We start from the raw sequence: 24,912 nt of genomic DNA, 5'->3' as shown, positions 1-24,912 counted from the left end.
GATAGGCTTGGTCGATAAGCGATTGCAACAGAAGATGCGGTGGCTTAGCCCCTTTCCGCGATGGCCGATGCCGACCCTACCCTTGTCAAACCCGCGCAGCGTTCGATTTCGAACGGGCGCATGGCGCTGTTGTTCACGGTGATGCTGGTCACAGCGGCGGGAAACACCGCGATGCAATCGGTCATGCCTTCGATCGGCACCGCGCTTCAGGTCGATGATGTCTGGATCAGCCTGGCCTATAGTTGGTCGGCGCTGCTGTGGGTGGTCTGCGCACCGATCTGGGCGCGGCGATCGGACCGGCGCGGGCGAAAGGCGATGATGGCGCTTGGGCTCGTAGGCTTCGTCGTATCGATGGCACTTTGCGGAGCGGTGTTGTGGGCGGGTCTCTCGGGCTGGATAACGGCCTTCTGGGCGCTGATTGCCTTCGCCGCCGCACGCAGTCTCTATGGCGGGTTCGGAAGCGCCGCGCCGCCTGCGGTGCAGGCCTATGTCGCCTCGCGAACGCCGCGCGCCGAGCGCACCAATGCACTTTCCCTGATCGCTTCGAGCTTCGGGCTCGGGACCGTGATAGGCCCGGCCCTCGCGCCGCTCATGGTGCTCCCCTTCATGGGGCTGGGGCTGACGGGGCCGTTCATCTGCTTTGCGCTTCTCGGCCTTGCAGCGCTTGTCGTGCTGCGGCTGCGCCTGCCCAACGACGAGCCGCAATTCGCCGCCCGGGGGCTTGCCGCGACCTATTCAAGCGGTTCGGGCGCGCCGAGCGATCCGGGCGAGGCTTTCGATGCCGCGGAGGAGACGACGGGGAAGGACCATGGCGAGCCTGCCCGCTTGCGCTGGTTCGAGCCACGCCTTCGCGCCTGGGTGCTCGCCGGACTGATCGGCGGGCACGCTCAGGCGATGGTGCTCGGCATTTCGGGCTTTCTCGTGCTCGACCGGCTTTCGCTGCGCGATTCGCCTGCCGAAGGCGCGGGTCCGGTCGGTCTGGTCCTGATGAGCGGCGCGATAGCGACGCTGCTTGCGCAGTGGGGGCTGATCCCGCGATTCAACCTCGGCCCGCGCACCGCGACGATCTCCGGCATACTTGTCGCTGCATTCGGTTGCGCGATGCTTGGCGCAGCGCAGGACCTGCACACGATCGCGCTGTCCTATGCATTCGCCTCGCTCGGGTTCGGCCTCTTCCGCCCGGGAACGACAGCAGGGACATCGCTGGCCGTATCGCGCGCCGAACAGGGCCAGGCATCTGGCATCGTTGCGAGCGTTGCAGGCGCAAGCTTCATTTACGCCCCTGCGCTAGGCGTTTGGCTCTACAATATCGACGACTGGCTCGGTTTCGGGCTGATCGTCGCGCTGTGCCTGACAGTAGCGATTTTCGGCTGGCGCGGGCTTGCAAGCGACGCGTCGCTGACGGGCGAGCGCGAAACTTTCGAATAGATCAGAGCAGCTTCAGAACTTCGTCCTGGGGCCGGCAGAGCGCGACTCCCTTTTCGGTTTCGACCAGCGGGCGGTTGATCAGGATCGGGTCGGCAACCATCGCGTCGAGCACCGCGTCGGCATCGGCATCCGGCAGGCCACGCTCCTCGGCATCCGTCCCGCGCAGACGCAAGCCCTCGTTCGGCGTCATCCCGGCATCTTCGAAAAGCTGAGCGAGTTTCTCGCGGCTCGGTGGCTCCTTGAGATATTCGATCACGGTCACGTCGACCTTCGACAGGTTCTCCAAGATGGCCAAGGTTTTGCGCGACGTGCCGCATTTCGGATTGTGCCAGATGGTTGCTTTCATGTCCGAATCTCCCGGTGAACTGGTCGCCACACCTAACCCCGCCGGGACCGTTTCGCCACATGCAACACTTTTTGCGAATTAATCGCAATTTCATCCTTGCAGTTGCGAGTAAGTTGCAATAGCGCCTTTCGCCAAGACGAAAGGGACCCCAATGATTCTGAAATTCTCTCGTGCTTCGCTCATGCTTGGATGCGCCGCTCTAGCCTTTCCTGCGGCGGCGGAAAATGCCCCCGATGACGCTTCGGCAACCATTCCGCCGAGCGCCAAGACCGGCGTGGAAACTACGGATGACGTCGTCGACTATGGTGACCGCAACATCGAGGTGCGCGGCGATGTGCTCTATTCCAACCAGATCAATGCGGTGAAGACACCGACGCCGATCATCGACGTGCCGCAATCGGTCACGATCACGACACAGGAAGAGATCACGGAACGCGGCTTCACCAGCATCGGTCAGATCGTCGACTACACTCCTGGCGTAAACACCTCACAGGGTGAAGGGCACCGCGACGCGATCGTGTTTCGCGGCGTGCGTTCAACTGCCGATTTCTTTATCGACGGCATGCGCGACGACGTTCAATACTATCGCGGGCTCTACAATCTCGAACAGGTCGAAATCCTGCGCGGCCCCAATGCGCTGCTTTTCGGGCGCGGCGGCACCGGCGGCATCCTCAACCGCGTCACCAAGAAAGGCGTGATCGGCGAAAACTTCACCGGCGGCCAGGTCGCGGTGGACACGTTTGGCGAGTTCAGCGTGCAGGGCGACATCAACCTAGCCGCTGGCGACACCGTCGCGTTCCGCCTCAATGCGGCCTATGAGAACCTCAACAACCATCGCGATTTCTACGATGGCGAGCGGATCGGCGTGAACCCGACCCTGCGCGCGGAGCTCGGCGAGAGCACGCTGCTCGACCTTTCCTACGAATACGCGAACCATGATCGCTTTATCGACCGCGGCATCCCAACTGGCACAGATGGCCGTCCGGTCGAAGCATTTCAGGACATCGTCTTCGCCGACCCGGAAGAGAACTTCACCGAGCTCGAAGCGCATTTGGTGCGTGCCAGCCTCCAGCACGAATTTTCCGAGAACGTAAAGGGGGTCTTCAGCGCGTTCTACGGCGATTACGACAAGGTCTATTCGAATGTCTACGCGTCGGGATACGATCAGGCGAACACGCCGGACGTGGTGACGCTCGATGGCTATATCGACACCACCCAGCGCCAGAACCTGATCCTCACCGGCAACATCATCAGCGAGTTCGATACCGGATCGGTGGAGCACACGCTGCTCGTGGGCGGCGAATACATCGCGACCTCTTCCGACCAGGACCGGTTCAACGCGTTCTGGAACACCACCCAAGACGACAACGAGATCTTCTCGGTCCAGCGCCCGCTCAACCTGCGCGGCAATGTCGGCGTGAACGCGCTCGGCCAGCAGACGATCAACGACTACACCGCCGATTTGAACGACTTCACGCAAGTCGAAATCGACGTGCTCTCGCTCTACATTCAGGACGAAATCGAACTCACCGACTGGCTCAATGTCGTCATCGGTGGCCGTTTTGACAGCTTCGATATCGAAGTGCTCAATGTGCCGGCAAACGAGCTGCGCACCCGCAAGGATGAAGAATTCTCACCACGCGGCGGGATCATCATCAAGCCGCAGGAGAATATCTCGATCTATGCGAGTTATTCGGAAAGCTTCCTGCCGCGCTCGGGCGAGCAGTTCGCCAATATCAACGGTGCGAACAATGCGCTCGATCCCGACACATTTACCAATCTCGAAGCGGGCCTGAAGTGGGATTTCCGCGAGAAGCTGAGCCTAACCGCGGCGATCTTCGAGATCGAACAGAGCTCTCCCCAACCCAATGACAACGATCCTGCAACGCTCGACGTGATCGACAGCAATATCCAGGGTTTTGAACTCCAGCTCCAGGGCGAAGTGATGCCGGGCTGGCAAGTTTCGGCAGGCTACAGCTTCCTCGACGGCGAGCAGGTTAGCCGCACCGGCCCCACCGGCCTGCGTCCGCGCGAGCTGCCGGAAAACTTGTTTTCGCTCTGGAACCAGATCGAACTTACGGATCGCGTCGGGATCGGCCTCGGCCTCACCCATCAGGATGAAAGCTTCATCGACAACGGCAATAACGCCGTGCTGCCCGCCTACACTCGCGTGGACGCGGCGGCGTATTTCGATGTGACCGACAATCTGCGGCTGCAGGTGAATGTCGAGAACGTAACCGACACGCTCTACTTCCCCAACGCCCACGCGACGCATCAGGCGAGCGTCGGTGCGCCGCTCAATGCGCGCATTGCGCTGACGGGGCGGTTTTAGGCTCTATTCGCCGGCTTGGGTCCGGGTGCGACGGAGTGCGGGCACGCTCAGCGCGGCATCCTCGGCGCTGATCCCCGGTGCGGGAGCGGCGCTGATGCTTTCGCCGCGCTGCATCACGCGACCCGCGCGCTCTATCGCGCGCACCAGCCGGGGGTAGACACCGCAGCGGCACAGATTGGTGATCGCGCCCTCGATCTCCTCCCTGCTCGGCGCGCGGTTGCGCGAGAGCAACCCGGCCGCCGCCATCACGATGCCCGGCGTGCAATAGCCGCACTGGATCGCTTGCTCCGCGACAAGCGCCTGCTGCACAGGGTGAGAGCGATCGCGCGCGAGCCCTTCGATCGTAGTGATGAATCGACCCTCGGCCTCGGCGATAGTGATACGGCACGATCGTAGCGCGGTGCCATCGACCAGCACCATGCATGCGCCGACGCAATCGCCCCCGCCGCAGCTCTTCGTGCCGGTGAGGTTCGCCGCCTCGCGCAGCGCGTAAAGCAGCGGCATCTCGGGATCGAGGTCGAACTCGACCGGGCGATTGTTGACCGTCATGCGCGGCATCAGCGCATCCTGTTCAGGCTATCGAGGGATGAATCAGCTGCGCCAGCTGTTGTCGATCTTGTCGATCCGGCGCTTCCACGCCTCGAAATCGAACACGCCGGCGCCGCCCTGACTGGTCATCACCGCAAGATCGCGTTGGTGCACGTCGACGACTTCCTGCGGGACAACCTTGGGCTTGCCCATGCCGACGGTTGCGACCTGGATTTCGCAAGCGCGTTGCAGCGCCCACATCTTCACGAACATGCCCTGGATAGTCTTGTCCATCACCACGGGTCCGTGGTTGCGCAGCATCAGGATCGAATGGTCGCCGAGGTTTTCGACCAGTCGTTCACCTTCTTCGGGACGCACGGTGACGCCCTCGAAGTCGTGATAGCCGATCTGGTCCTGGAAATTGCAGGCGTAGAAATTGGTCGGCATCAGGCCGTCTTCGTGGCTGCACACCGCCATTGTCGCGGTCGTATGCACATGGCAGATCGCCTGCGCGCGCTCGCCGAGATGTTTGTGAAAGTATGCGTGCTGGGTGAAGCCCGCCTTGTTCACCATGTATTGCGACGGGCCTACATTGTTGCCCTCGACATCGATCTTCACGAGGTTCGATGCGGTCACCTCGTCATAGAGCAGGCCGAACGGGTTGATGAGGAAGGTGTCTTCCTCGCCCGGCACTTTCAGCGAGATGTGGTTGTAGATCGATTCCCCCCAACCGAGGTGATCGAAGATGCGATAGCACGCCGCGAGGTCGAGCCGCGCCTGCCATTCTTCCTTGCTGCATTCGATCTGGGGTTTGAGCTGCGTCGCCATCGCTAGAATCCTCTGTGTCGATTTTCCTTCGCAACCTGTATCGCACGCCCGAGGCCGGCCCCGCAAGCATTTCGCCCCTTTTCGCTTTGCACTGGCGCAGGCCTGCGGCTAGGCGGGCGCTCACATGAGCGACGCTGAAACCGCACCCAAGAACAGTTCGGCCAAGCTGGTGCGGGGCGGCATTCCCGGACACCTCGTCGGCCAGACGACGCCGGCGATCATCGGCGTCGCTGCGATCATGTCGATCGGGCTCGTCGATGCCTATTTCATCGGCCAGCTCGGGGCGGACGCACTGGCGGCGATATCCTTTATCTTCCCCATCTCGGTCGCCCTCACATCGCTCGGCGTCGGCGTGATGGTTGGCATCAATTCGGTGGTCGCTCGCGCGCTGGGCGAGGGGGACGACGGCAAGGCTGCACGGCGGGCCAATTTTGGCGTGGTGTTCGCCGTGCTGTGCGGGCTCGCAATGGGTCTGACCTTGTTTGCCCTGCTCGATCCGCTGTTCCGGCTGATGCAGGCGCCAGACAATCTGCTGCCTTTGATCCGCACATATATGCAGCCCTTCTCGCTCGGTTTCCCTCTGATCCTTGCGATCATGGGCTTCAACGGTGTGCTGCGCGGACAGGGGGAGGCGCGCAAGACGAGTTATGTCAGCATCACCTACGCCGCGGCCAACTGGATTCTCGATCCGATCCTGATCACCGGGGCCTTCGGATTCGAAGGATTCGGGATCATCGGCGCGGCCTATGCAACGATTATCGGCTGGGGGTTCGGCGCCATCATGGCGATGATGCTGGTTCGCAGCACGCCCATTCCGCTCAATCCGGCATTGCTCAAGGAGTGCAGCCTTGTCGACCCGGCCAAGGCGATCCTGAAGGTTGCGGGGCCCGCCGCTTTTTCGAACGCGATCAATCCCATCGGCCTCTCCATCCTCACCGCCCTTATTGCAAGCGCCGGGCAGGATGCGGTCGCCGGCTTTGGCGCAGCCGGGCGTTTGCAAAGCTTCGCCACCGTCCCATTGCTGGCCCTTTCCGGCGCAATCGGCTCGATCGTCGGGCAAAACTGGGGCGCGAAGGAATACGGGCGGGCCCGCAAGGCCGCGCTCTATGCGGGTGTGTTCTGCGTCTTGTGGGGCCTAGGTACGGCGATCATCCTGTTCGCGTTTGGCGAATGGTTCGCCGACCTGTTCACCGAAGAGCCGGGTGTGATCGAGGAATTCGCCAAATATCTCGAGATTGCCGCATGGGGCTATGCCGGGTTCGGCCTGCTGATCGTTGCCAATGGCATCCTCAACGCGATCGACAAGGCGAAATACGCACTGCTTCAGTCGGTTGCACGCGTGTTTCTCGTAATGCTGCCGGTCGCGTGGATGTTGCAGGGTTCGTGGGGCAGTACGGCTATCTACACCGCAGAACTTGCCGCCAACATCTTCGGCGCGGTGAGCGGCGCGGCGTTGATATGGTATGTCCTTTACAAACGCGCTCCCAGATAGAGGCCGGGGTAGGCCTTCGTTAACCATCCGCGCGCATAGAGGTTCGTGCACAAAACAGGGGCGCACGGACCATGGACGACCTGCTGGCGGATTTCGTCGCAGAAACACGCGAAATGCTCGAGGCGAGCGAGGGCGAGATCATCGCCTGGGAAGCCGATCCGAGCGACCGCGCCCGCATCGACACGATTTTCCGCTTCGTCCACACGGTAAAGGGCAATTGCGGCTTCTTCGATTTCCCCCGGCTCGCAGGGCTCAGCCACGCAGCCGAAGATGCGCTCGCCGAATGCCGCGCGGGTCGGCGCGAAGCCGATAGCGCACTGGTTTCCGCCGTGCTCGCGATCATCGACCGGATCGTCCAAATGGTCGATGCGATCGAGGCGGGAGACGATTTTCCCGAAGGCGGCGACGAAGCGCTGATCGCGGCGCTGCAAGGTGAATGCGAGGCATCGGGCGAAACCGAGCCTGCGCCCGTGATCGAGGCCACCCGAACGGGTGTGGATGGCGACGATGCCAAACCCGCATCGCCCACCGTCCAGCGCAGCATCCGACTTCCGGTAGACCTGCTCGACCGCGTGATGAGCGGTGTTTCCGACATGGTCCTCGCCCGCAACGATCTCGGCCATCGCCTGCGCCAGGCGGGCAACCAGCCGACCATCGACGGACCGTTCGAACGTCTTACTGCTATCCTCACCGATGTGCGCGACGCGATTACGCGGATGCGGATGCAGCGGATCGAAACTCTCTTTGCTGCTTTCCCGCGACTTGTGCGCGATCTTTCCGCAGAACTCGGCAAGCAGGTGATGGTCGATATCGAAGGCGGCGATGTCGAACTCGACCGCGAAATGGTCGAGATGGTGCGCGACCCGCTCACCCACATCATCCGCAACGCCATCGACCACGGTATCGAGGCGCCATCGGACCGCCTGAAAGACGGCAAGCGAGAGATCGGCCTGCTGTCGATTGCCGCACGCCAGGCGGGCAATACGATCTCGATCGTCGTCAGCGACGACGGGCGCGGCCTCGATGAAAAGCGCATCGCCGCAAAGGCTGCCAGCACCGGGCTGATCAGTGAAGCGCAGGCGAAGGAAATGGGCCGCGAGAAAATCCTTCAGCTGATTTTCGAACCGGGTTTTTCGACCGCCGAAAGCGTCAGCAACGTATCGGGACGCGGCGTCGGTCTCGACGTTGTGCGAGACAATCTCGAAAAGGTGGGCGGCAGCATCAAGGTGTCGAGCCAGCCGGGCGTCGGCACGCTCTTCACTCTCCAGATCCCACTGACGTTGAGCATTATCGCCGGTCTCACGGTCGAGGTCGGAGAACAGTGTTTCGCCATCCCGCAAAGCTTCGTCGAAGAAATCGTCCATTCTTCGGCCAAGGCGCTCGATTTCACGCGTGTTGGCGAAACCGCGCTCATTACCTTCCGCGGCAACCGGGTGCCCTGCCTGATGTTGAGCGAGGTGCTCGGACTGCCCAAAGGCGACCTTGCAGAGGGTGATCACACGATGGTTCTGCTACGGCTTGCAAGCGGCGACGTGTTCGCGCTCGCAGTCGACCGGATCCACAATCACGGCGATCTGGTCGTCAAACCGCTCGCACCTGCCGTGATGAAGGCAGGCGTCTATGCCGGATCGACCCTGCTGGATGATGGCCAGCCGGTACTGCTGCTCGACGTGACAAACATTGCCAGCGCCTACGATCTTGTCTCCGACGCGCGGATGCGAGTGAAGCAGGCGGCGGCAGAGGCGGACGAAAAGGCAGATCGCGAGGCGGTCCACGCCATGCTTTTCACCCGTTTCGACGGTCGCCGCTGCGCCGTACGCCTCAAGCTCGTCAAGCGGATCGAAACCGCCTCTGCCGATGCGATCGACCTGTCAGGCCGCGTACCGCGCGCAGTGATCGACAACGAAATCCTGCCCCTGATCGGGCTTCCCGAAGGACAGCTTCCTGCTGCCAAGGTCCGCCTGCTGCGACTTAGCGACGGCGAGAGCGAATTGCTCCACGCGGTGCGCGACGTAGACGATGCAGTCGATCTCGCTGGCAAGCTCAAGCCTGTTTCAGACGATCCGCTGATCGAGGCGGTCACGCTAGTTGAAGACAAGACCGTGTCGCTAATCGACGCACACGAAATCTTCGCGCAGTTCGGTGAATCTCCCGAAGCGGTCGCCAGGCCGACTTGCCGCATTCCGGACAGCGACTGGGCGCGCACCATCCTGGCCCCGCTGGTCGAGTCCGCCGGTTATGAGGTGGTCGAAACCTCCGGCGAGCCGGACGGCGATGGAAGCGAAGTCGTGATCATGCTCGAAGAGGAATACGAAGCCGCAGCGGCCCTCGAAATCCCGCTGTCCGACCGGATCATCCGCCTGCGCAGCCTGCCGCAAGGAGCGCCGGGGGAAGACACGATCTACCGCTATGATCGCGAGGCGCTGGTCAACGCCTTGCGCGACGCTCGCAAGCCTTCGGGAGCAGCCGCATGAACGAGCTAATGGTTCTCGCCCAGATCGCCGGGCGGCGCTGCGCGCTCCACGCGCACGACGTGCAATCGGTGATCGAGCTGGGCAAGGTGACGCCCGTCCCGCGCACACCCGGTTTCATTGCCGGTATCACGGCGCTGCGCAGTCAGGCTCTCACGGTGATAGACTGCCGCCTCGCATTGGGCCTCGACACAGCGGAATGGCCGACCGATGAGCGCGCCGCAGTGGTGCATGTCGGCGGTCATTCCTACGCGCTTATGATCGACGCGATCGAGGATATAACGACCAGCCTCGACGAACCGGGCCAGATAACCGGTGGCTTCGGCCCCGAGTGGAGCCGCGTTGCCACTGGCATGATCGAGACGTCGAGCGGCCCTGCGCTATTGATCGACCTTACCGCCCTGATTTCCGGCCCTGGCGAAGTTGCCGAGGCCGCTTAATCCAATAGTTACTGTCACCACATAAGTTGCCGTCACCAAATAATCTGCGCGCGCAAAACAAGCAGGGGTTCGCATGAAAACGTGTCTGATTGTCGATGATTCCCGGGTAATCCGCAGGGTTTCAAGACATATCCTCGAAACGCTCGGATTCGAGGTCGAAGAAGCCGAAAACGGGCAGGAAGGGCTCGACGCATGCGATGCCCGCATGCCCGATGTCGTCTTGCTCGACTGGAACATGCCGGTGATGACCGGGATCGAATTCATCATCCAGCTGCGCAGGCGGCCCGGCGGCGACAAGCCCAAGGTCGTTTTCTGCACCACCGAAAACGACGTTGCGCACATACGCGAGGCGATCCAGGCGGGCGCTGACGAGTATGTGATGAAGCCGTTCGACCACGAAACGCTTCAGATCAAACTGCAGCTGGTCGGCTTCGCGTGAATGCGCCAGGCAATCCCAAAGGGCGTTCACTGAAGCCCACTGAATCCGCCACCCGCGCCAATGCCGTGCGGGTGATGATCGTCGACGATTCTCTAACCGTCCGCACGATCTTCAAGCGCATGGTCGAAAGCGACCAGGCCCTTGCCGTCTCCGACACCGCGAGCAGCGCTGAGCGCGCCATAGCGCAGCTCAGGAACACGCCCGCCGATGTCATCCTGCTCGACCTCGAAATGCCGGGGATGGGGGGGCTGGAGGCGCTTCCCGAAATCCTCGAAACCGCTGCGGGCGCGCAAGTGCTCGTGGTTTCATCGCTTACCGATGACGGGGCAGAGGCCACGATGGCCGCACTTTCGATGGGGGCGGCAGATACCATGCTCAAGCCGCGCCCCGGCGGCTTTAACGAAGACTATCGCGCGCAGTTGCTCGGCAAGATCAAGGCGCTCGGCGGTGCGACCAGCGACAGCAGGGGTGCAGGTGGCCCGGACCCGGCGCCAAAACCTGCCCTGCACACCATTCGCCCTGAGGTTCTGGCGATCGGCGCATCGACCGGGGGCATTCACGCGCTCAATCTGATGCTTCGCCGGATCACGCCCGAATTCGACGCGCCGATCCTCGTGACACAGCATCTACCCTCCAGCTTCGTGCCCGTGTTCGCCCGTCAGCTCGAGGTTGCGAGCGCCCGCCGCACCGTCATCGCCGAAGACGGCACCGAAATCCGCCGCGGCGAAATCGCGGTCGCGACCGGCCACGGCCACATGACTGTGCGCCGCATTGCGGACCGGCTAATCGCCAAGGTATCGAGCGAGCCCGCGCGCAGCGGTTGTCTCCCCTCTGTAGACCCGATGCTTGCCAGCCTCGCGACGACATTCGAAAGCCGTGTCCTGGCCGTGATTCTTTCCGGCATGGGCCGGGATGGGCTCGAAGGCGCGCGCGCCGTCTGCGAAGCGGGCGGCACGATCTATGCGCAGGATGCGGAAACGAGCGCCGTCTGGGGTATGCCGGGCGCAGTCGCGAAAGCAGGCCTTGCGAACCTCGTCGCCGCCCCGGAAGAGCTAGCCGATGCCATCATGTCGCATGCTGCTGCAACGGTTCAACGGTGAGGGGCGCGCGGTAGCGACATGGATTCGAGCCCAGCCTCATACCAGATTATCGCCGACCTCCTTGAGGCGCGAACCGGCCAGCATCTTACAGAAAGCCGCCGCTGGCGTGTGCCGACCGCGCTGTCGGGCGTATTTCGCGAACACGGCATCAGCAATGTCGACCAGCTGGTCTGCCTGCTCGACCTGCCGATGCGCACGCCTGGCAAGCCCGACCTCTCGCAACAGGTGGTCGAAGCGCTGCTCAACAACGAAACGTATTTTTTCCGCGACCGCCCAACCTTCGAACAGCTGCCGGCGGATATCCTGCCCGATCTCGCCGAGCGCCGTGCGGACACCAAGCGTCTCTCAATCTGGTGCGCCGGATGCTCGACCGGGCAAGAAGTGCATTCGATCGCAATGATGATCGCGGATGCGCGCGAGCGTTGGCGGGACTGGACGATCGAAATCCTCGGGACCGACGTGTCACACCGCGCGATCAATGCCGCGCGCAACGGGGTCTACAGCCAGTTCGAGGTCCAGCGCGGCCTCGGCGTTGCGCAGATGCTCCAGCATTTCGAGGAGACGAGCCAGGGCTGGCAGGTAAAAGGCGAAACGCTGAAACATTCGCGCTTCCAGCAGCATAACGTGCTCGATCTTCCACCTTCGCACCAACGGTTCGACCTGATCTTGTGCCGCAACGTATTGCTCTATTTCGATCTCGATACCCGCAAACGCGCCTTTGCACGGCTAGCAAGCGCGCTCGCCGATGACGGATACCTGATGCTGGGTGCAGGCGAGACAGTCGTCGGGCAGACGACCGATTTCGCTCCGGTGGCGAAGCGGGCGAGCATCTACCAGAATGTCCGGCAGGCGGAGCGGCAAAACGTCTTCGCCGCATGACGACAAAGAGCGCTCAAGCGTTCGGAAAAAGTCGCCAAATTGTTGCGCATACCGCAAGTCTTTACCCTTCATTAGCCAATCCTCTTTAGCCCGAACTACGCAAATGTACGGGTGTCGCAGCCGCCGCTTGCGGGCGCCTTCGTCTACGCGCGCAACGGGGATTGAGTGTGTCCGAAACCATGATGGAAGATCGACTGTCTGCAAAACGGCTGGTCGTCCTGCCTTTTACCGTGATTTCGCTTGTCGTCGCACTCATCGCTATTGCCGTCATCGCCAGTGACCGCATCCACTTCGTATCCCCCGGCGCTCTTCTGATCTCCGGTGCGCTGGTCTATGCGGCGACCATCCTGCTGCTCGGGCGAAGCGGTTTTGCCAATGTGCGCAAGATCGAACAGGTGGCAGCGTGTGACAGCCTCACCGGCCTGCCAACGCGCGGAGCGCTGCGCGCCGATATCGAGCACCTGTCGGAAGGCGCGGACGAAGTCGCGATCGCGCTTATCGACCTCGATGCCTTCAAACAGGTCAACGACCATTTCGGCCGCGCCATCGGCGACCGGTTGATCGAGCAATGCGCAGGCTTGCTGCGCGATGCGTGCGGGGAGGAAGCCGCCTGCTACCGCCTGGGCGGAGACGAATTTGCAGCGATCATGTCCGGCCCTGCTGCCGGGACCATCCTTGAAGGGATCTGTCGCTCGCTGATCGAGAAACTCCACTCGCCCGTCGAGATCGGCGATCGTCCAATCAGCGTCGGTGCGAGTATCGGCCTCGCTCGCAGCACGCAGGACGTGCGCCTCGGCGCTTCGGAGATGATGCGCCGCGCCGATGTCGCAATGTACATGTCGAAGCGCGGCGGAAAGATGCGGTGCACCTGGTTCAACGAAAGCTTCGACCGTCGCCGCGAGGCGGTGCGCGAGCTCGAGGCGGATTTGCGCGCTGGCATCGCGCATGACGAATTCGCGCTCGCCTACCAGCCGCTGGTCGATGCCGAGAACGGCCAGATCGTAGCTGTCGAAGCGCTGCTCAGATGGAACCGCCCGCAGGGCGAGGCTATCGGGCCGCACATCTTCGTCCCCGTCGCCGAGGAAAGCGGCCTCATTAACCCGATCGGCCTGTGGGTACTAAGGCAGGCCGTTAGCGACGCGCTTCGCTGGGGAAACATCACCCTTTCGGTCAACATTTCCGCAGCTCAGCTGCGCAACCCCGAATTCCCGATCAAGCTCGGAGAAATCCTGGAAGAGACCGGCTTCGCGCCCGACCAGCTCGAACTAGAAGTGACCGAGACCTGCCTCGTCCTCGACCCGGTCGTGGCCGAGCGCAGCCTTGATGTCATACGCGGCTTCGGCGTGCGAATTTCGCTCGACGATTTCGGGACCGGCTACGCATCGATCGGCTTTCTGCGACAGTTTCGCTTCGAAAAACTGAAGCTCGATCGCAGCCTCGTCGTCCAGGCGGGCGAAGATGAAGGCAGCCGCGCAATGATGCTTTCGAGCATCGCGGTCGCGCGCGCGCTTAAGATGGGTGTCACGGCAGAAGGCGTCGAGACCACCGAACAGGCCGACATGGTGCGCCTCGCCGGCGCCGACCAGATCCAGGGCTGGCTATATTACAAGGCCATGCCTGCCGAAGAAATCGACACGCTGATCGAAACACAAAGATGCAGCGAGCTGTCGACCGACGCGAGGGGGAAGCAAGGTGGCTGAATATCAGGAACTTGTCAGTCAGGTGATCGACAAAGCCGATACCGACGAAGGCGTGGACCGTTCCGATGGTTCTGCGATCTGCTACTCGGAGGAAGTTGGCCCATTGACCGGCTGGTACCGTTCGCTCCACTCCAGCGCGAAACTCGCGGTTACTGTGGGAGCGCCCCTGGCGATCGTGCTGATTACGGCCGCCTTCGCCTTTTTCGGTCTCGGCAAGATTTCAAGCGCGCTGTCCAGCGGCAATGCCGAGACCATTGCGCAGGCACAGTCCCAGGTGAGCATCCTGCGATACGTGATGATTGCTGCCGTCGCGGTGAGCCTCGCGCTTACCGGAGCGCTCTTCAATGCTGTGAGGACCGACATTATCCGCACTTGCGGGCAGTTGATCGACTGCATGAAACGCATTTCGCGAGGCGAGATCAATATCGTCGTCCCGCATCGCTCTCGTATCGATGAATACGGCGAGATCGGAGAAGAGCTCGAGCGGATCCGCATTGCAAGTATCGAATTCCGGAAACTTCACTCCGAACGCGAAAAGCGGGCAAGCGCGGAACTGGAAGAACAGGCGCGGCTTCAATTGCAGCGCGAAGAAGCGCGCGCCGAACGCGAAGAGATGCTGCGCAACCTCGCCAACCAGTTCGAACGCACGGTGGGTGACGTCGTGAACGGCGTGGCCTCTGCCTCAAGCCAGCTGCAAACCACGTCGAAGATGATGGCGACGACTGCCGAGGAATCGAGCCGCCGCACGGCCGAGGTTTCCACCTCGATGCGCGAGGCGAATTCGGGCGCGACCGCGGCCGCTGCAGCGAGCGACGAGTTTGCGATGTCGATCGGCGAGATCAGCCGCCAGGCCGCCTCGTCCGCAGAACTTGCCCGCAACGCGACGCAATCGGCAAGCGAGGCCGATGAGACGATATCGGCGCTCTCCGAAAGCGCGCAGCAGGTCGGCCAGATCGTCGAACTGATCCAGACCATCGCCCAGCGTACAAACCTTCTCGCTTTGAATGCTTCGATAGAAGCAGCGCGAGGCGGAGAAGCGGGGCGCGGCTTTGCCGTGGTGGCGAGCGAAGTGAAAGAACTCGCAATGCAGACCAGCCGGGCGACCGATCAAGTCGCAGAACAGATCCGTGCAATGCAGGATACTACCGGCGCCAGCGTCACCGCATTGCGGTCCATTTCGAGCCAGGTCGAACAGCTTGAATCGACGGCGGTATCCATTGCCAGCGCGGTTGATCAGCAATCTGTGGCGGGACAGGATCTTGCCCGGAGCATCGATCTTGCCGCACGGGGCACGGAGCAGGTCAGCACGCATATCGATGACGTGCGCGAACTCTCGCTCTCGACCGGTTCTGCCGCGAGCCAGGTGCTCTCCAGCGCGACCGACCTTGAACAGCAGGCGAGCACGCTGCGCAGGCAGGTCGATTCCTTCCTTGCCAAAGTGCGCGCAGGTTAATCGCGCGGTCTCTCGCACGGCTCGGAACCGGGCGCGCGGCAAGGATTTGGAAAGGATTTTCGTTCAGGAATGCAGGCTGAGAATGCCTTTGAAAGGTCTGCGCAATGAACATGATGAGGCAAGCAGAGGTGGGCGAGGAAATCGCCGTCCCCGAAATGTCCGTCCCGCCCTCGTTCGAGGATGGCGATGAGGGCGACCGGGCCGATTCACCGCGTGCCCGCCGCACTTTCCTCGACCGGTTCAGCTGGTTCCGCAACCTGTCGATCAAGGGCAAGATCCACGCGGTTTTCGGTACATTCTTCTTCGTCTGCTTCGCCATGGCCCTTGTACTCGGGCTCGGGCTCACCGAACTTTATGACCGCTACCAGACCTCGGCGAAGGTCCAGCAGGGTGTCGTCTCGTCGATAGAGCTCCGGGGCACGATTGGCGAGTTGCGATACAATTCCGTTCGCGTGATCTTCGGCCAAGAGACAGAAGGCTTGGTCAGGCAAAAGGAAAGCTTTGCCGCCGCCGAGACCCAACTTGCCGAGGTCGAAAATGTGATCGTCAACCACGTTCCGGAGCTTTCCGAGCGTCTCGCACAGACCAAGACCGGCCTCGCGACGTACAACGCGACGTTCGAGGCGCTGATGTCGAGCCTCGAACGCGAAGGCCGCAGCGACCGTTCGGTTACTCTCGCCTACCAGCTTTCCGACCAGGGCGATGAACTGTTCGAACGCGCCGATGCGTTTGCAATCGACCTTGAAGCGTACAGCGAGGAGCTTGAGCGGACGGGGCTCGATTATTTCTTTGCGATGATCGGGATCGTCGTCGCGCTTGGCGTGGTCGCCACGATTATCCTGCTCTCCGGGCTCAATTACCTTTCGCGCGGTTTCGCGCGCAAGATCGTCGAGATCACCGATGGCATGACACGCCTGTCCAAAGGCGATCGCAATTTCGAAATCGAGGGACGCGACCGCAAGGACGAGCTTGGCGAAATGCTACGTGCCCTCGGCATGTTCAAACGCGCCAACCGCCAGCTCGAAGTATGGGCTCGAGAACGCGCGGAAAAGGCCGACGAGGAAATCCGCATCCAGCAGGAACGCGCCCGCGAGCGGGAAGAGGTCGAAGAGCGCAAGGCCGGCCTGATGCGCGATGTCGCCAGCAAGCTCGAGCGCACCGTCGGCGAAGTCGTCAGCAGCGTCGCAGCAGCCTCAAGCCAGTTGCAGACCACCGCCTCGCGCATGAGCGAGACCGCCGAACAGACGAGCCAGCGCACCAGCGAGTTGTCGCAGGATATGGTCGAGGCCAATGCGGGCGCGACGGCCGCTGCGGCAGCGAGCGACGAATTTGCGCTGTCGATAGGCGAAATCAGTCGCCAGGCATCTTCCTCCAGCCAGCTCGCGCGGCTCGCCGCCGATGCGACAGAGGAAGCCGATACCACTATTTCCGCACTGTCTGCCTCGGCGGAACAGGTCGGTCAGATCGTCGAGCTCATCTCAACCATCGCGCAGCGCACCAACCTGCTCGCGCTCAACGCTTCGATCGAAGCAGCGCGTGGCGGCGAAGCCGGGCGCGGCTTTGCGGTGGTCGCCAGCGAGGTCAAGGAACTCGCCATGCAGACGAGCCGCGCAACCGAGCAAATCGCGGACCAGATACGCGGGATGCAGGATTCGACGGGTGCCAGCGTGACCGCGCTGCGCTCTATCGCAGACCAGGTGAAGGAGCTGGAGACCACGGCAGTCTCGATCGCGAGCGCCGTCGACCAGCAATCGGTAGCGGGACGCGACCTTGCTCGCAGCATCGATCTTGCCGCACGCGGGACCGAGAAAGTGGCAGGTCATGTCGACGACGTGCGCGCCTTGTCGCTTTCGACCGGTGCGGCTGCCAGCCAGGTGTTGTCGAGCGCGACCGATCTCGACCAGCAAGCGAAGACTCTCAACGAGCAGGTCGAAGCCTTCCTGCGACAGGTCCGCGAAGGCTGAACAGCGTCCTCAAGTGCGCGCAGGATGGCCGGGACTCGGGCGCGAAGCGGCTGTCGCGGGCCCGCTTGTCATATAAGTGCACGACTTTGCGCCCCGTGTGCGGAATGCGATAGCCCCCGACAACACGGTTACCAAAGCCGGGCTTTCGGGTCGCACGATACCGGATAAACAACCATAAATACCTGAGCGGCAGTCCTTTATTCGGGATTGCCGCTCATTTCTTGTGGGGAGTGCCAGTGCAATGATGGTCCGCCCAATTTCGAATCCGGTCCGCTCTCTACTTGAACGCTGTCTGGTGCTATACTTGCGAGACTGCGACGAGGCGGCACGCGCAACTTGGGTGACGGATCGCAGCACGGGAAACTGCAGATATCTGCTTATGGCAAGCGAGCTCGAAACGATCCTTCGCGATGCGCGCGACTTTGCGCAGTCGCGAGGTGCAACCTCGGGCAGTTACCGCCTCGTCCCCTCGTTTCACTCGCAGCTCGATCCCGACGCCTTGCTCTACCACTTCGGTTTTCCCGAGGCGTGGGTAAGACTCTACGATGAAGACCCGGATTTCCGGCGTCACGATCCAATCGCCGACTACGTGATCCAGGCGGGCCGTCCGATGACCTGGCAGGAGGCTCTGTCGGCGCGCGCTCTTACTCCCGAGCAGCAGGAATTCGCCGAGGCCATGACCGAACATGGCCTGATCCACGGAATGGCCGCGCCGATCTATGGACCGCACGGCCGCGAAGCCTATGTCACCTTTTCATGGGATCGGCCGCCAGCCGAAGGCGATGAGGAACTGATCGAAGAGCTTACCGCCTATGCGACCAAGCTCCATCGCCAGATCGTGCTGATGATCGAACCGGCAGTGGGAGAGCGTCCGGCATTCTCCCGGCGCGAGCGGGAAGTGCTGATCTGGATCGCCCGAGGCAAGTCCAATTCCGACATCGCAACGATCCTCGGAGTGTCCGATGCTACCGTAAGCACTTATGTCAGCCGGATCTTTCGCAAGCTCGGCGTTCACAACCGCATGGCCGCGACGCTCATGGGTCTGAAGCACGGGCTCGTGCGGCTTTAGGGCTCGGCGCGGAAGGCTCGGCTAGAACCGGAACCCGACGCTGGCTCCTCCGAAAAAGTCGGCGCTGTTTTCGTTGAGGCCAGTGCCGGCATAAACCGTAAGGCTCAGCTGCCTGGAAAGGCGCGTGCTGACCCACCCGGAAACCTCGCTTGCCGCCTGGCGCCCTTCGAAAGCCGATTGCTGCCAGAAATAGTCCGCTCCGACGTAGACGCCCTCGCCCGCTCTTACGCTGGCACCGCCGCCCGCGCCCCAGGTCGACCGGATGGTCGATCCTTCCGGCTTTCCGGCAAACTTGCGCCGTCCATGGACATAGAGAGTGAGGTCGCCGAGCTGCTGGACCAGGTCCGCGCTCAGCGTGACGTCGAGCTCGCCCGTACCAAGCCGGTCGGCCCGAGAAGCTGTCGGGATCTTCACCTTCACCTGCGGTTCGAAATAGGTGCCGTCGCCCAGCTTGAACGAATAGAGCGCCGATACGTTTACATCGCCGAAGCCGCTGCGTCTCTGGTCCGCACCTGCAAAACCATCTTCATCGACCACATCGTCATCGTCGATCACGTCATCGTCGAGCTCGTCTTCGACTTCGATATCGTTGCCGCCCGATCCCGAGCCGCTGCTGCCAGAACCCGAGCCGGAATTGTCGCTGTCGCCGCCGCGCCCGCGGCCACGCCCTCTGCCACGGCCCTGCCCTCCGCCGCTATCGCCGAAAAGCGCATCGCGCCCCTCGGGCGTCGAAAGCAACGAGCCGGGACCGTCGATCGTTACCCAGGGTACCGAAACCCGAAACTTGAACCCGTCCTTCTTGTAAGTGAAGCTGACCGGGATCGCGACGACTTCGGTATCCTCGACCTCGCCATAGGAACCTGTCGAATAGGTCACCCCGGTGTTTATTCGGAAGCTTGCCGGCGCGGTCGGCTTTTCATCCTGCTGCTCTTCCTGAGCAAGCGCTGGCGAAGCCACCAGGAACATGCCCGCGGTCGCAAGGCAAAGAGAAACTTTGCTGGAAATTTTCATTTCTGACACCCCAATCGACATTCGCTTCGTTGGCGAATTTTCCTGAAAAACTGAAACAATACTGCGCAGATTGCAAGGTGACCCCGGCCGGTGGGTTCAGACCGGGGCCACCCGCGACCCGGCGGGCTCAGTCGCTACCGGGATCGAAATCCCCGCCACGTCCGCGGCCCCGACCGCGTCCACGTCCGCGACCCTCGCCAGGGGTGTCGGCGGCAGGATCGCCGTTGTCGACGCCGTCCACCAGATCGTCCATGTCTCCTCCACGGCCCCGGCCGCGACCTTGTCCGCGACCACGGCCATTGCCCGAAATGTCCTCGCGGCCGCGATCGTCGAGCCGGTCGTCATCGTCGCGAACCCTCCCGCGCCGACCGCGATCGTCACCCGGTCCGTCGTCGCGACCACGTCCGCGGCGCATGTCGTCCGGTCCGTCATCGCGACCTCGTCCGCGACGAATGTGGCCGGGTTCGTCATCGCGACCACGGCCCCGGCGGATATGGCCGGGTTCGTCATCGCGGCCTCGTCCCCGGCGAATGTGACCGGGTTCGTCATCTGCGCCGCGCCCACGACGCATATGCCTGTCGGCATCGTCGCGCCCGCGACCGCGATCTTCGAAATCGCGATCCCGGCCTCTGCGCCGGTCGTCGGCCTGCCGGTCATCTGAACCGCGACCGCGCCGCACATGTCCTGCCGGATCATCGCAACCGCGACACTGACGCATGTCCGAGATGCGATCATCCCGGTCCGGCTTGGCGGCGACCGGTGTAGAAAACGTCGTGGCGGCGACTATTCCGGCCACTGTCATGGCCGTGAGAGAGAATTTGCGGTCCATCGTTTGCTCCCATTTCTTGTGTCGTTCGTCTCGTTGGACGAAGCGACTACGGAGCGTGCGGGAGATTATTCCCGCGGGACTGAAAATTATTCGGAAGACCAGCCCGATGCGATGATTTCGTGCTCGCGTTCGAGCGTGATGGGGTCGCCCGCATCGAGCCGTGCATAGGCGCTGTCGAGATTTTCCGCGCCGCCGCCCTCCGCCAGCACGATTTCGCTGCCGTCGGGGATTTCGACCGCCTCATCGCTCCACGCCTCGATCGACCAGCCCGATGGGCCGCGACAGGCAATGCCCGAAGAGGTCTCTCCCGAAGCCGAATAGGCGAATTCGCGGCAGAACCGCCCGTCCGCCGCCTCGAACGTGAGCACCGGCGTGAGTTCGGCACCGTCGCCGAGCGCGACGATGGTACCGGATGGACTTGCCTCTAGGGCATCACCGATCGGCGAGGCACCGCCGCCTTGCAGCGCGAACGCCATGACCAGCGCGAGGCTGGCCGCGATGGCCGCGCCCGCGCCGAATCCCTTGCGTTTCCAGAATGGCGGATTGTCATTCGCCGCATTCCCAGTCGCGGATGTCTGCCCGGATGCACCGTCAGCAAGGCCCATCTTCTCGAGGAAAGCCTCATCGACAGTTTCGGCAGAGGGAATCGCCAAGGCCTCGCGCAGCAGCGCATCATTGTCGGCGAGCCGCGCGACCTCTTCGGCGAGTTTCTCATCGCGCTCGATCTCGCGCTCGAAGGCGGCGCGCTCGGCATCGCTCATCGCTCCGTCGAGAAAGGCTGCTATGCGCAGGTCGCGCTCGTTATCGCCGCTCATTGCGCGGGCTCCCCGTTTACGTGTTTATCGATAGCCCTGCGCGCGCGGGCGATGCGGCTCATCACCGTACCCATCGGAATGGCAAGCGTTTCAGCGGCGTCCTTGTAGCTCATACCGTCGAGCACCACGAGCGTGATTAGGACGCGCTGCTCTTCGGGCAGGGAGGCGAGCGCCTCACGGGCACGCGCGAGGTCCGACCGGCCTTCGACGACCTTTAGCCCGTCCGAGCCCACCATGTCATAGGCATGATCGACATCGACCTCGGTCCCGCGAGTCTGCTGCCTGCGTCCCTCGTCGATCCAGATATTCTGCGCGATCTTGTACATCCAGCTATCCAGTTTCGACCCCGGCACGAACTGGTCGGCGCGTGCCAGCGCCCTTTCGACAGTCGCCTGGCAAAGATCGTCGGCAACGTCCGGCCTGCGCGCAAGCGCGAGGCAGAACCGCCGCAAGCGGGGCAGGATCTGAATGATCTGCCTGCGCAAATCACCCCGCCCTGTTTCGCCGGCTCGTGTCATTCATCCCCCTGAATACGGATCGCACGAGCGTTTATTCCCCAGCCGGGACGACAACACAACTTTCGCCAAGGAAAGGTTCCCATTCAGGGAATAGAGGCGGGGATTGAGCGTTGTTTCGCGATACCTTACTCTTCGGGGCGCAAACATGACGCGAAGTTCGACTCCTTCAAGACGCTTGCTAGGCGGCATCTGCGCAATCGCGGTGGCGATAGGCAGTGCCGGCATGCTTTCCGCCGATCCGGGCAGGAGCCAGGACCGGGATCGCGACCGCGAGGATAGCGACCGCGCAGAACGTGCGCTCGAACGGGCCGAGCGCGACGCAGCGCGCGCGGCCGAACGCGCGGCGCGCGATGAGGCGCGTTACGTCGATGATCGAGCCGAAATCCTCGACAAGACCACCGACGATCCGGTGCGGCAGGAACGCGAGCTCGCCAAGCTCGAAGAGGACCGCGCCGAAACCCTGATGAAGGCACAGGAAGAGGCGATTAAGGACGCAGAGGATCTGGCAGAGGAGCTTGCGAAGGCGCAGGAAGAAGCCGCAGAGGACGCAGCCGAGCGCGCGGAAGAAGCGGCCGAATATGGCAGCAGCTCGGAGCTGAGCGATATCGCCGAGGGGGAGAATCCCGAATACGATGAGCGCGGCTTCCCGGTGCGGCGCGGTGAGATCGTGGGATTGAGCCTTAGTGACGAGCAATTGGCGAGCCTTGGCCAGGCCGGTTTCGAGGTGGTGCGCCGTCACGAACTGCAGGCGCTTGGAAACTGGCTTCACCGGTTGAAAGTTCCGGAAGGCATGGATGCCCCGACAGCACTCGCAGCGGCCCGCGACGCCGAGCCAAATGCGACCTTCGACTTCACCCACTATTACGCAATGCAATATGTCCCGAGCGGTAACGACAGATCACTCGGTGCAGCGACACTTCCGCGAAAAAAAGGCAGGCTCACGATCGGAATGATCGATACGGCGATCGTGAGCCATCCAGCCCTGAGTAACGTGTCGATCACACAGCGCGACTTCGCCGATGCAGAGGGCGTGCCCAAGGCGCATGGCACCGCAGTCGCCTCGATCCTCGCGAGCGAAGGGTCGAGTACGCTCTATGTCGCGAATATCTTCCGGGGGCGCGGGAAAAGGCCGTTCACCTCGGCAGACACGATTGTCGATGCACTCGACTGGATGGTCGCGAAGCGCGTGCCCGTTGTAAATATGAGTCTGTCGGGGCCGCGAAACGCGATTTTGGATCGGCTCATCGAACAGGCCATCGGCCGCGGCACTCTGATCGTTGCGGCCGCAGGCAATGGCGGGCCATCGGCGCCGCCTGCCTACCCCGCTGCATTACCTCCGGTTATTGCGGTCACCGCCGTCGACCAGCGCAATCGCGTTTATCGCTATGCCAACCAAGGCAGGTACATCACCGTATCGGCGCGCGGAGTGAACGAGCCGGCGGCCAATGCCCTTGGCGGGATCACGCGCTTTTCGGGAACAAGCTATGCGACCCCGCATGTTGCCGCCTGGATGGCGCGGTGCCGGACAAAGTCTTCGCCCACCAGCTGCGCTCGGCGGCTTCGGCGCTCAGCCCAAGATCTTGGGGCGAAGGGCTACGATCCCGTCTATGGCTACGGCCTTATCCTGTAGTCCCCGGACAATCTTTCTCAGAAGTGGAACCCGAAACCGAAAAGGACCGGCTGAAGCCCGAGAAGGCTTGCGCTGCCGAGCAGCACACTTGCAACGATCAGGGTGAAGGGAATCATCACCCCGATCCGAAGGAGCCTTTGCGACCATCCGAGACCGTGGAGGTAAGGCTGCATCAGGAATGCCAGCGCCAGACCTGCGAAGGCAGGCTGGAAGCTTACGAATGCGGCAGCGAGAAAAAGAGCGCCTGCGATGATCTCGAAACTCCACGTCGTCATCGAATCCGGGTGCGTTTCGGAAAGGTACCTGCCGACGGCAGACCCACTCTTCCCATCGGCATTCGCGTGGCCATTGGTGTCGCCCGTGACCAGAAAACGTGCCTTCCCGGTGAGCGCGTATCCCGCGACGCAAATGGCCGAAAGAGGGCTCAGCGCAGCATAGAGCGCCGTGCTGCGCGACAGGAATTTCCATAGGCGAAGCGGCCTGCGCCAGTGCTCGAGAATAAAGCAGAGGATCGGCGCGAACAGCGTCAGGACCGTGATCGCGAAGAAATCCGGTGTGAAGATCTTGGTCAGCTCGGGTGGGAGTAATCTGACCGGAACCGATAATTCCTGACCCGCGATCACCCAGGTCAGCGTCTGCTGCTGACCCAGCAAAAATGGCATGCCAAGCCCCGCAATCAGCATGAATACGAAAAAGAAAAAGGTGAGAGGCAGGTTCGCGGTCGGGAACAGGATGTCGAGTTTTTCGATGAGCGGTATCCTGCGCGAACGTATCAGGGGAAGCGTCCACTTGTGCAGGAACTCGCATGTTCCGCGCGTCCATTTCACATGGCGCACGCGGAAGGCGCGGACCGTTTCGGGAAATGCCTCGCTGCACACGACATCCTCGGCGAATATGCCGTAATAGCCCTGCTCGCGGATCGAAATCGCATAGGCGAGATCCTCGCTCACGATCTCGTCGAAGCCGCCGACTTCTTCCCAGCAGCTCCTGCGCAAGAGCGCGCCGTGGCCGAGGAACATCACGAAGCCGAATTTGTTGCGCAGCGGCTGGTACCATTTCCAGTGGACGTCGATGCCGATCCGCATGTCTTCCTGCAGCTGCGTCGAGGTGTCCTCCTCGCAGCGGTGGTTCGCCTGCACAAACCCACAATCGGGATCGTTCTGGAGATAGGGCACGAGTTGCCGCAAAAATCCGACCGGCAGGATTTCGTCAGCATCGATCACCGCGAAATAGGGCTCGCGCACGTGGTTGCGCAGCGCATTATTAAGGTTGCCCGCCTTGAAGCCGGTCCTGTTTTCCCGCCGGATAACCTTGATACGGTCAGGACGCTGGGCAGCGAATTCGTCGATAAGGTCGCGACAGGCAGGGTCACTCGAGTCATCGAGAAGGTAGAGCGTGAAGTCGGGGTAGTCGACGTCGAGGCAGCTCTGCGCGCTCTCCCACACGAAATCGTTGCAGGTCGTGTAGAGCATCGCGATCGGAGGATGGCTCGTCGCAATCAGCGGCTCGGGCTTGGCGACGAAATTCCGGTAGATCGCGGCAAACAGAACCACGCCGACATTGTAGAGGCCGTAAAGCCAGGCAACAGGCGTAAAGAGCGCAAAATATCCGAGCACGAGCCGCGCGGTCCAGGTCTCGGC

The 24,912-nt window shown here is 62.3% G+C and carries 21 protein-coding genes (1 of these 21 only partly in view); 13 read left to right on the top strand and 8 right to left on the bottom strand.

The genetic code is table 11. The features are described from left to right. Positions 1 to 60: 60 nt before the first annotated feature. Positions 61 to 1,428 (top strand): MFS transporter, encoded by a 1,368-nt coding sequence (locus FIU90_RS04895; RefSeq protein ID WP_152433759.1) that lies wholly within the window; start codon positions 61 to 63, stop codon positions 1,426 to 1,428. A gap of 1 nt (position 1,429) precedes the next feature. On the opposite strand, the gene FIU90_RS04890 is transcribed toward FIU90_RS04895, so the two are convergent. Next, positions 1,430 to 1,774 (bottom strand): ArsC/Spx/MgsR family protein, encoded by a 345-nt coding sequence (locus tag FIU90_RS04890; RefSeq protein ID WP_152433758.1) that lies wholly within the window; start codon positions 1,772 to 1,774, stop codon positions 1,430 to 1,432. A 151-nt stretch (positions 1,775 to 1,925) separates the two neighbouring features. Between FIU90_RS04890 and FIU90_RS04885 the strand changes: the two genes are divergently transcribed. Then, complete coding sequence (locus FIU90_RS04885; RefSeq protein WP_199799350.1) at positions 1,926 to 4,106, top strand: TonB-dependent siderophore receptor; 2,181 nt, start codon at positions 1,926 to 1,928, stop codon at positions 4,104 to 4,106. Positions 4,107 to 4,109: 3 nt separating this feature from the next. Here the strand turns inward: FIU90_RS04885 and FIU90_RS04880 are convergent, their stop codons facing one another. After that, positions 4,110 to 4,664 carry a (2Fe-2S)-binding protein gene (locus FIU90_RS04880; RefSeq protein ID WP_152433757.1) on the bottom strand — a complete coding sequence of 185 codons (555 nt, stop codon included), beginning with the start codon at positions 4,662 to 4,664 and terminating at the stop codon, positions 4,110 to 4,112. Between the two features lie 33 nt (positions 4,665 to 4,697). Beyond that, on the bottom strand, positions 4,698 to 5,462 hold the full coding sequence (locus FIU90_RS04875) for a class II aldolase/adducin family protein (protein ID WP_152433756.1): 765 nt from the start codon (positions 5,460 to 5,462) through the stop codon (positions 4,698 to 4,700). 124 nt (positions 5,463 to 5,586) lie between these two features. Between FIU90_RS04875 and FIU90_RS04870 the strand changes: the two genes are divergently transcribed. From FIU90_RS04870 to FIU90_RS04825, 10 genes are all read left to right on the top strand, one after another. Further along, the gene (locus tag FIU90_RS04870) at positions 5,587 to 6,954 is read left to right on the top strand and encodes an MATE family efflux transporter (protein WP_152433755.1); all 1,368 of its coding nucleotides are present in this window, start codon (positions 5,587 to 5,589) and stop codon (positions 6,952 to 6,954) included. Between the two features lie 71 nt (positions 6,955 to 7,025). Then, entirely contained in the window at positions 7,026 to 9,428 is a 2,403-nt protein-coding gene (locus tag FIU90_RS04865) for a chemotaxis protein CheA (RefSeq protein WP_152433754.1), read from the top strand. After that, a complete protein-coding gene (locus tag FIU90_RS04860) occupies positions 9,425 to 9,865 on the top strand; it encodes a chemotaxis protein CheW (RefSeq protein ID WP_152433753.1) in 441 nt (146 codons plus the stop codon). The genes FIU90_RS04865 and FIU90_RS04860 overlap by 4 nt, the downstream gene beginning before the upstream one ends. Positions 9,866 to 9,938: 73 nt before the next feature. Beyond that, positions 9,939 to 10,304 (top strand): response regulator, encoded by a 366-nt coding sequence (locus tag FIU90_RS04855; RefSeq protein ID WP_152433752.1) that lies wholly within the window; start codon positions 9,939 to 9,941, stop codon positions 10,302 to 10,304. Next, the gene (cheB, locus tag FIU90_RS04850; RefSeq protein ID WP_234029634.1) at positions 10,301 to 11,404 is read left to right on the top strand and encodes a chemotaxis-specific protein-glutamate methyltransferase CheB; all 1,104 of its coding nucleotides are present in this window, start codon (positions 10,301 to 10,303) and stop codon (positions 11,402 to 11,404) included. The genes FIU90_RS04855 and cheB overlap by 4 nt, the downstream gene beginning before the upstream one ends. Positions 11,405 to 11,422: 18 nt before the next feature. Then, a complete protein-coding gene (locus FIU90_RS04845) occupies positions 11,423 to 12,283 on the top strand; it encodes a protein-glutamate O-methyltransferase CheR (RefSeq protein WP_152433751.1) in 861 nt (286 codons plus the stop codon). A gap of 167 nt (positions 12,284 to 12,450) precedes the next feature. Next, on the top strand, positions 12,451 to 13,983 hold the full coding sequence (locus tag FIU90_RS04840; protein ID WP_234029633.1) for a bifunctional diguanylate cyclase/phosphodiesterase: 1,533 nt from the start codon (positions 12,451 to 12,453) through the stop codon (positions 13,981 to 13,983). Further along, positions 13,976 to 15,436 (top strand): methyl-accepting chemotaxis protein, encoded by a 1,461-nt coding sequence (locus tag FIU90_RS15720; RefSeq protein ID WP_152433750.1) that lies wholly within the window; start codon positions 13,976 to 13,978, stop codon positions 15,434 to 15,436. Before FIU90_RS04840 ends, FIU90_RS15720 begins: the two co-directional genes overlap by 8 nt. A 104-nt stretch (positions 15,437 to 15,540) precedes the next feature. Next, the gene (locus tag FIU90_RS15810) at positions 15,541 to 17,400 is read left to right on the top strand and encodes a methyl-accepting chemotaxis protein (protein WP_305038599.1); all 1,860 of its coding nucleotides are present in this window, start codon (positions 15,541 to 15,543) and stop codon (positions 17,398 to 17,400) included. Between the two features lie 379 nt (positions 17,401 to 17,779). Then, entirely contained in the window at positions 17,780 to 18,469 is a 690-nt protein-coding gene (locus tag FIU90_RS04825) for a LuxR family transcriptional regulator (protein WP_172970181.1), read from the top strand. 21 nt (positions 18,470 to 18,490) lie between these two features. Here the strand turns inward: FIU90_RS04825 and FIU90_RS04820 are convergent, their stop codons facing one another. The 4 genes from FIU90_RS04820 to FIU90_RS04805 form a co-directional block, all read right to left on the bottom strand. Next, on the bottom strand, positions 18,491 to 19,480 hold the full coding sequence (locus FIU90_RS04820) for a transporter (protein WP_172970180.1): 990 nt from the start codon (positions 19,478 to 19,480) through the stop codon (positions 18,491 to 18,493). Positions 19,481 to 19,607: 127 nt separating this feature from the next. Then, on the bottom strand, positions 19,608 to 20,309 hold the full coding sequence (locus FIU90_RS04815) for a hypothetical protein (protein ID WP_152433747.1): 702 nt from the start codon (positions 20,307 to 20,309) through the stop codon (positions 19,608 to 19,610). 86 nt (positions 20,310 to 20,395) lie between these two features. Then, positions 20,396 to 21,124: an anti-sigma factor gene (locus FIU90_RS04810; RefSeq protein ID WP_152433746.1), complete on the bottom strand. Its 729-nt coding sequence runs from the start codon at positions 21,122 to 21,124 to the stop codon at positions 20,396 to 20,398. Beyond that, a complete protein-coding gene (locus tag FIU90_RS04805; protein ID WP_152433745.1) occupies positions 21,121 to 21,642 on the bottom strand; it encodes an RNA polymerase sigma factor in 522 nt (173 codons plus the stop codon). The genes FIU90_RS04810 and FIU90_RS04805 overlap by 4 nt, the downstream gene beginning before the upstream one ends. Before the next feature lie 145 nt (positions 21,643 to 21,787). On the opposite strand from FIU90_RS04805, the gene FIU90_RS04800 reads away from it, so the two are divergent. Beyond that, positions 21,788 to 23,272, top strand: coding sequence for a S8 family serine peptidase (locus FIU90_RS04800; protein WP_234029632.1), 1,485 nt, complete (start codon positions 21,788 to 21,790; stop codon positions 23,270 to 23,272). Positions 23,273 to 23,289: 17 nt separating this feature from the next. Here FIU90_RS04800 and FIU90_RS04795 read toward each other — a convergent pair whose 3' ends face one another. Further along, on the bottom strand, positions 23,290 to 24,912 hold the 3' portion of the coding sequence (locus FIU90_RS04795) for a glycosyltransferase (protein WP_152433744.1). Its footprint extends 198 nt past the window's final position; the window shows 1,623 of its 1,821 coding nt (coding positions 199–1,821); the start codon falls outside the window, past its right edge; its stop codon occupies positions 23,290 to 23,292.

The sequence above is a fragment of the Erythrobacter sp. THAF29 genome, from assembly GCF_009363635.1.
Taxonomy (GTDB): domain Bacteria; phylum Pseudomonadota; class Alphaproteobacteria; order Sphingomonadales; family Sphingomonadaceae; genus Erythrobacter.
The sequence above is the reverse complement of the archived record's forward strand: the minus strand, read 5'-3'. Positions and strand labels throughout refer to the sequence as shown.

Excerpts from the sequence above, each read along its gene's own strand:
- FIU90_RS04895 (WP_152433759.1), top strand. The coding sequence starts at position 61 with ATGGCCGATGCCGACCCTACCCTTGTCAAACCCGCGCAGCGTTCGATT.
- FIU90_RS04890 (WP_152433758.1), bottom strand. The coding sequence starts at position 1,774 with ATGAAAGCAACCATCTGGCACAATCCGAAATGCGGCACGTCGCGCAAA.
- FIU90_RS04885 (WP_199799350.1), top strand. The coding sequence starts at position 1,926 with ATGATTCTGAAATTCTCTCGTGCTTCGCTCATGCTTGGATGCGCCGCT.
- FIU90_RS04880 (WP_152433757.1), bottom strand. The coding sequence starts at position 4,664 with ATGCCGCGCATGACGGTCAACAATCGCCCGGTCGAGTTCGACCTCGAT.
- FIU90_RS04875 (WP_152433756.1), bottom strand. The coding sequence starts at position 5,462 with ATGGCGACGCAGCTCAAACCCCAGATCGAATGCAGCAAGGAAGAATGG.
- FIU90_RS04870 (WP_152433755.1), top strand. The coding sequence starts at position 5,587 with ATGAGCGACGCTGAAACCGCACCCAAGAACAGTTCGGCCAAGCTGGTG.
- FIU90_RS04865 (WP_152433754.1), top strand. The coding sequence starts at position 7,026 with ATGGACGACCTGCTGGCGGATTTCGTCGCAGAAACACGCGAAATGCTC.
- FIU90_RS04860 (WP_152433753.1), top strand. The coding sequence starts at position 9,425 with ATGAACGAGCTAATGGTTCTCGCCCAGATCGCCGGGCGGCGCTGCGCG.
- FIU90_RS04855 (WP_152433752.1), top strand. The coding sequence starts at position 9,939 with ATGAAAACGTGTCTGATTGTCGATGATTCCCGGGTAATCCGCAGGGTT.
- FIU90_RS04845 (WP_152433751.1), top strand. The coding sequence starts at position 11,423 with ATGGATTCGAGCCCAGCCTCATACCAGATTATCGCCGACCTCCTTGAG.
- FIU90_RS15810 (WP_305038599.1), top strand. The coding sequence starts at position 15,541 with ATGAACATGATGAGGCAAGCAGAGGTGGGCGAGGAAATCGCCGTCCCC.
- FIU90_RS04825 (WP_172970181.1), top strand. The coding sequence starts at position 17,780 with ATGGCAAGCGAGCTCGAAACGATCCTTCGCGATGCGCGCGACTTTGCG.
- FIU90_RS04820 (WP_172970180.1), bottom strand. The coding sequence starts at position 19,480 with ATGAAAATTTCCAGCAAAGTTTCTCTTTGCCTTGCGACCGCGGGCATG.
- FIU90_RS04815 (WP_152433747.1), bottom strand. The coding sequence starts at position 20,309 with ATGGACCGCAAATTCTCTCTCACGGCCATGACAGTGGCCGGAATAGTC.
- FIU90_RS04810 (WP_152433746.1), bottom strand. The coding sequence starts at position 21,124 with ATGAGCGGCGATAACGAGCGCGACCTGCGCATAGCAGCCTTTCTCGAC.
- FIU90_RS04805 (WP_152433745.1), bottom strand. The coding sequence starts at position 21,642 with ATGACACGAGCCGGCGAAACAGGGCGGGGTGATTTGCGCAGGCAGATC.
- FIU90_RS04800 (WP_234029632.1), top strand. The coding sequence starts at position 21,788 with ATGACGCGAAGTTCGACTCCTTCAAGACGCTTGCTAGGCGGCATCTGC.